The 6356-nt window shown below is 63.2% G+C and carries 7 protein-coding genes; 1 reads left to right on the plus strand and 6 read right to left on the minus strand.

Annotation, left to right across the window (positions count from 1 at the left end; translation table 11 throughout):
* Positions 1-2: 2 nt before the first annotated feature.
* The 6 genes from ACODTW_RS19905 to ACODTW_RS19930 form a co-directional block, all read right to left on the minus strand.
* The gene (locus ACODTW_RS19905) at positions 3-515 is read right to left on the minus strand and encodes a methylamine dehydrogenase light chain (protein ID WP_488947819.1); all 513 of its coding nucleotides are present in this window, start codon (positions 513-515) and stop codon (positions 3-5) included.
* A gap of 4 nt (positions 516-519) precedes the next feature.
* On the minus strand, positions 520-1146 hold the full coding sequence (locus tag ACODTW_RS19910) for a redoxin family protein (protein WP_488947820.1): 627 nt from the start codon (positions 1144-1146) through the stop codon (positions 520-522).
* Positions 1143-1670: a MauE/DoxX family redox-associated membrane protein gene (locus ACODTW_RS19915; RefSeq protein WP_488947821.1), complete on the minus strand. Its 528-nt coding sequence runs from the start codon at positions 1668-1670 to the stop codon at positions 1143-1145. The genes ACODTW_RS19910 and ACODTW_RS19915 overlap by 4 nt, the downstream gene beginning before the upstream one ends.
* Before the next feature lie 3 nt (positions 1671-1673).
* Positions 1674-2834 (minus strand): amine dehydrogenase large subunit, encoded by a 1161-nt coding sequence (locus ACODTW_RS19920; protein WP_488947822.1) that lies wholly within the window; start codon positions 2832-2834, stop codon positions 1674-1676.
* Between the two features lie 22 nt (positions 2835-2856).
* Positions 2857-3234, minus strand: coding sequence for a c-type cytochrome (locus tag ACODTW_RS19925; RefSeq protein ID WP_488947823.1), 378 nt, complete (start codon positions 3232-3234; stop codon positions 2857-2859).
* A 61-nt stretch (positions 3235-3295) separates the two neighbouring features.
* Positions 3296-5374 (minus strand): TonB-dependent receptor, encoded by a 2079-nt coding sequence (locus ACODTW_RS19930; protein ID WP_488947824.1) that lies wholly within the window; start codon positions 5372-5374, stop codon positions 3296-3298.
* A gap of 224 nt (positions 5375-5598) precedes the next feature.
* Here ACODTW_RS19930 and ACODTW_RS19935 point away from each other — a divergent pair, with 224 nt between their 5' ends.
* Positions 5599-6237 (plus strand): TetR/AcrR family transcriptional regulator, encoded by a 639-nt coding sequence (locus ACODTW_RS19935; RefSeq protein WP_488947825.1) that lies wholly within the window; start codon positions 5599-5601, stop codon positions 6235-6237.
* The last annotated feature ends 119 nt before the right edge of the window (positions 6238-6356 follow it).

Genomic DNA, 6356 nt, shown 5'->3' on the forward strand with positions numbered 1-6356 from the left:
CATCAGCCCGCCGCGCCCAGCACGACCGCCGTCGAGCAGTTATAGACGATGCCGGCCTGCGTCCCCAGGCACCAGTTGATGTCGTTGGCGCCCTGCGGCTGATAGACGGGCGTGTCGCCTTCATTGCGATTGCAGATGCAGCGTCCGCAGGCCGCCTTGCCGCAGCAATCATTGTAGGAGATGACATAGTCCTTGCCATCGGCCGGGTTGCGGCAGGTGCCAACCCAGGTGATGGGTGATGGTTCCGTCCCCGGCGGGCAGGACGACACCGACCCGCCGCAGCAGGAACAAAGGAACCCGTCGATGGCGCAATAGCGCCAGTAATCGCACGACGCCGGGTCGCCGGTTTCCCCGGGCGGCGCCTTGGCTCCCTGGGCCGCGGCCCTTGCCACGGGCAGCGCCGGCAGGCTGGCGGCGGAGGCAAGCGCGCCGATGCGGCCCAGGATACTGCGCCTGGAAATCGACTTTGCGGCCTGCCGGGCGAGAATTTCTGTGATGCGATCCAGTCTCGTCACGGTCTTACCTCCCAACGCTTTCAATCTTCGCGCGGTCCTGCGCGGTCTTGGTCACGAATTCCTGCAAGGACGCGACGCCCAGATCCTGGGCCGTCAGCAGGCTTTCCAGATGTTCGCGGTTATTCACCAGGCCGGTGGCGGCCAGCTTGCCGTCGGGCCCGATCAGGGCCGCGTGCGGCAGCTTGGATACGCCATAGGCCATGCCCAGTTCCGTCGACAGGACCAGGGGGAATTCCTCCAGCTTGTGCTGCCGGATCATCAGCTGCTGTGCAGCCTCGTCCCCGTCGCTGGCCAGGACGACGTCCAGCCGGCTGCGTTCGTCTGCTGCGACCCGCTTGATGATGGGGATCAGGGTCTTGCAGACGGGGCAGGTGGGCGACAGGAAGAACAGCAGCGTGGATTTGGCCCCGCCTTCCTGGCCGATCACCACCTGGCGGCCGTCAATGGCGCGCAGGGCGAAATGCGGGGCCTTGGCACCGGCCTTGGGTCCGCCCGGCAGAACCAGGGCGCCGACAGGGCCCAGCCGTTCATGCAGCATGCCGACCTGCCGGAACAGCGCCACGACGGCCGCCGCCAGGGCCAGGATGATGACCCATTGCAGGACAAGGGCGACATAGAGGGCTTCCATCATGACGCAGCTCCGCGGGAGGGCAGGGAAATGGCGGTTTCGAACGCGGCATAGAGCAGGGCGGCACCCGGCAGCACGGCCAGCAGGCTCAGATAATCGATCCAGACCAGGGACCGGTCCGTGACCGGCTGGAATGCCGCCAGCAGCGCCAGCCCGGCCAGGACCGCGTTGCGGATGACCATGGCCCAGCGCAGCCGCGGCCGTGGTGCGGCGAAACCGATGCAGCCGCAGTCGATCCGGTCATTGCCGCGCAGAATGTTGAATCCGATGCCGGCGGCATAGGCGGCCAGCAGCCCGGCCGCCAGCCAGAGGGCGACCGGCGACAGCAGGACCCCCACCGCAGTGGCCAGTTCCAGCACCGCCAGAATGGCGGCCACGGGACGGCTGGCTGCGCGCGGAAACAGGCGATATCCGCTGATGACCGCAGCGATACGCGGCCAGTCGCGCAGCTTATGCCAGGCAGCGAAGGCGAACAGCAGTGCCATGCCCGCCTTGATCACCAGGGGAAAGACCGGATCGACGGGCATCGGCTACCTTCCCATGCTGGCGGGTTGGACGGGGGCGGGCTGGATGACGGTCAGGGTCTGGCCCAACTGGTCGACCGCGCGCAGCTTCTTGCCGCTGGCCGCGTCATAGATGGCGAGGGCAGGGACCCCAAACTCGACCGCATAGAGCAGCGGCTTGGCATCCTGGCTGACGGCGATGGAGGTGGCGGCCGCCTCCAGGTCGATCTGCTGGATCTTCTTACGGGTCTTCAGGTCGAAGACCCAGACCTGCTTGCCGGGGTCCTTGCGTGTTTCCGGCCCACCCTGATGCATCAGCACGTAAAGCCGGCCCTGTGTGCTGTGGTAGGCACTGGGCTGCAGGCCGCCCACGCGCCAGCCGTCGGAATTGGCCCCGACCAGCGACCATTGGTCGACGACCTTCGGTTCCTTGCCGGCGCCATCGACGATGATCACCTGGCTGTTATAGGTGAAGAACATCCAGCGGCTGTCGCCCACGCGCACGGCCTTTTCCGTCGCCAGATCCTCCTGGGTCCAGAGCGGCTTGGACACGCCCCCCAGCGTCACCTTGCCGTCGGCATCCATGGATGCCAGCTGCATGGACCCATCGCCACATTGCATCATGAAACGGCGGGGGCCGACCGGGTAGATCAGGCCGCAGCCCGGCGTCGGGTATTCCCCCACCACCGCAGCCTTGTCCAGGTTCGCCACCGTCACCGACTGTTCGGGGGTGAAATTATAGATCAGGGCGAAACGGCCATCGTCGGTCAGGGTGGAATTGCCGACAAAGGGGATGCCGCTGAACTTCTTGGGCGGGATGACGATTTCCGTCCCCGGCGCCAGGTTCTTCGTATCGTAAAGGGTCAGCACGTCGGTGCGATCCCCGCGCGATCCCCGCGAATAGAAGGTGGCGGGCACGACGAACCGGTTGCCGCGCGGGTCCAGGCCCAGCGTGCCATGACCATAGCCGCCGCTGACCATTCCGGCAAAGCGGCCGGTATCCGCGTCGATCAGATAGGCCCTGCCGTCGGCCATGTTGAAAAAGGCGACGTCATTGACCCATACCCAATGGGGCGGCAGTTTTTCCGGCAGTGCTTCGACCGACAATTGTTCGGCCTGCAATTCGGCACGGGCAGGTCCTGCCAGGGCCAGGGCTGCGCAGAGGGCGATCAGGGGAAGGCGGGACATAGCGGAATCCTCCGGTCAGAGGCTAGTTCTTTGTGGCCAGGAAGGCGATCAGGTCGGCCCGCTGCGGGGCGTCGGCGATGCCGGCGAATGTCATCCGGTTGCCCTTGACGGCGGTCTGCGGCGCTTTCAGGTAGATATCCAGGCTGGCATTGTCCCAGACCAGATTGGCCCCCTTCATGGCGGGCGAATAATTATATCCCGGCAGGGTGGCGGACTTCCGTCCGACCACGCCCGCCAGATTAGGGCCCATGCCCGACCCCTTGGCCGGGTCCACCTGATGGCAGGCCTGGCACTTTGCCGCGAACAGCCGGGCGCCGGCGGCGGCGTCCTGTGCACTGGCCGCACCCGTCATTCCAAGGATTGCGATGGCGGAAATGGACATTGCCTTGGAAATTCGCATGCTCGGGTCCTTGCTAAGGGGTCAATGATCGTCGGCACGTCGAATTCTGGTGCTGTCGACCCTAATCGAAACGGACAGTCAGGCTGGCGCCCAGCCATCGCGGCCTTGCATAGGCCTGGTTGGAGATGCCAAGGGCACTGGACAGGTCAAGGTTGTAGATACGGTAGCGGCGGTCCAGGATATTGTTGGCGAAGACCGCTGCTTCGGTCCCGTCATCGAACATGTAGGCGATGCGGGCATTGCCGACCGCACGGGCACCTTCATGATCGATCGGGGCATTGAAGGTCGAAAAGAACTGCGCGCTGTCGTATTTCCAGTCCGTCTGCAGGGCCAGGCTGCCGCTGCCCAGCGCGAATTCATAACGCACCATCCAGCCAAGGCTGAGTTCGGGCGCCTGGGGCAGTTCCCGGTCGGCGACGGCACCCGATGGCAGCACGATATCCTTCACCTTGGTGTCGAGATAGGTGCCGAACAGTTGCAAGGTCAGGCCCTTGACGGGCTGTTTGACCAGTTCGAATTCCGCCCCCGTCACGCGGGCCGGATTGTTGCGGATGAACTGGGACAGCGCCACGATGGAGAAGGCCTGATAATCCTTGTAATCGTAATGGAAGATTGCCGTGTTGAACTTGGTGGTGCGGTCCAGCGTCAGCTTGGCTCCCATCTCGTAACTGGTCAGCTTCTCGCTGCCGAACGGGATGGTGTTGGGGTCGATCGGCGTGAAGGCCTGTGTGCCGAACCCGCCGCTCTTGGTGCCGCGATTGACCCCGCCATAGAACAGCGTGTCCTTGGTGGGCTTGTAGTTCAGTTCCAGCCGGCCCGACCAGTCATGGAAGGTACGGCGGGCGAGCGCGGGGTTGGTCGTCTGATTGAAGGTGAAATCGCCGATCCCGTCCGTCTTATGGGCGAAATCATAAGTCTTCACGTCGCTTGAATAGCGCCCACCGACCACGGCGGAGACGGTGTCGGTCAGGTTATATTCGAACTGCCCGAACCCGGACCAGTTCTCCGTCTTCAGCCGCCCGCCATAATTCTGCTGCGGCAGAATGCTCAGCGGGGAGGTGATGGCATAGGCATTGTCCGACCGGATCGACAGGAAATAGGCGCCGGCCAGCCAGTTATAACGATCCGTATCCTGGGCCAGACGCAGTTCCTGGGAGAACTGCTTCAGCTTCTGATGCGTATCGAAATTGAAGATCCCGTCAGGCGACATGTCGGTATCTTCGCCGTAGGATTTGCGCAGTTCCTGGTAATCGGTGACGGAGGTCAGGTCGATCTCCCCCACCTTCTGGGTATAGCGCGCCGTGGCGCTGGACAGCTTGCGGTCGAAAGCGCCGATACGGTCGTTGGAGGCCGTGAAGGGATCGCTGTCCGGTTCGCGGTACCCGAACGGATCGGCGCCGGGGCCCGTGCCGTAATAATCCTCGGTGGCGCCCACCGCCACGCCCAGCCCGTTCGCGTCGGGATGGGCGGCGACGTGGGAGTAAAGGCCGCCGCTGCGCTCATGATCGTTGCGCAGATGCTGAACCTTCAAGGTCAGCTCGCCATCCTCGCCGACATCGACCGCCAGCTGGGGTCTGATCCCGTAGAATTTCGAGTTTCCCAGGTCCGCCCCGATGCGGTTTTCGATATAGCCCTTGTGATGGTTGGTCGTGAAGGCAAGGCGCCCCCGGACCCGGTCGCTCAAAGGACCACTGACGGCGCCTTCGGTGGCGATCTGGCTGTAGCTGCCGACGGTCGTTGTCAGAAACCCTTCGAAACGGTCGGTGGGTTTGGCGGAAACAATCTGGATCAGGCCGCCGGTCGCGTTGCGGCCGAACAAGGTGCCCTGCGGCCCGCGCAGCACTTCCACCCGTTCAAGGTCGAAGGTCTGCCCACTGATGGCACCCAGAGCGGAAATGTAGACTTCATCGGAATAAAAGGCGATCGGCGCTTCCTGGCTGTCGGCGAAGTCGTTCTGGCTGACGCCGCGCAGGTTGAAGATCGTGATCGTCGGGCTGTACTGGTTGACCTGAAGCGAGGGAATCTGCCCCGCAAGGGCCGTGACATCCTGTCGACCGATGGATGCCAGCGCGTCCTCTCCCAAGGCCGTGACCGACGCCGGAACCTCCTGCAATCCCTGCGCTCGCTTCTGCGCTGTCACGATGATTTCAATTAACCCTTCCCCTTCCGAATTTCCCGGGCCAAGATTTTGCGCGTGCACGGAGGTGCACAGCGCAAAAGCGGCCGGGAGCGCCATTAGTTTCCTCATTTGGCCCCCCTAATTCGAATTTTTTCGAATTCTGGGGTTTGCTTTTTCTGTTGTCAAGCGGGAAAGATGAGCCGAAAGAACGGTCGTCAGAAGTTTGAATTCGATTGAGGACGAATATGGCAGGTGCGGTCGGTACCCCACGGGCTTCGAGCAGCCGGGCGACCCAGGCGCGGGGGCGGGCGAGGAGGGCGGAGCTGCTGGCCGCTGCACGGCAAGTGCTGGGCGAGCTACCGCTGGATCAGGTGGGAATGGCGGCCGTTGCGGAGGCTGCGGGGATACCCTTGTCTTCGGCCTACCATTTTTTCGGCGACATCATGGAGCTGTGGCGTGAACTGGCGCGGATGATCGCCACCCAGCAGGCGTCGGAGGATCTGGACCTGCCGCGCGTCTCCAGTTGGCAGGAACTGATCAAGGCGTCCCTGATCCACCACCAGTCGGCCTTCAACAAGGACCCGGCCGCCCGCAAGCTGATGCTGGGTCCCCACACGCCACCGGACATCAAGAGTGCGGCCTGCAAGGAAGATTTCCGCTTTGGCACCGCCTTGTGGATGGCCGTGAAGAAGCAGTTCCTGCTGCCGGAACTGGCCGACTCGCGTGAGCTGTTCTTCAAGGCGCTGTTGATCGCCGACGTCTTTTTCTCCCTGTCGGTGGCCGACCACGATCAGGTGACACAGGAAGCGCTGGATGAGGCCATCCTGGCTGTGGTGTCCTATCTCAGCATCTATCTGCCACCACAGCTTGCCACACGGGAGTGAACGGTGCCGGCAGATGCTGTTATAATTTCCATAATGTAACTTATCACCGTAGCGGATTGCCGCCGGTGGGTTCTATTTTGAAGTGCGACATTCCTTTAATATCAGATGGTTATCTATGG

The sequence above is a fragment of the Niveispirillum sp. FG148 genome, assembly GCF_057809655.1.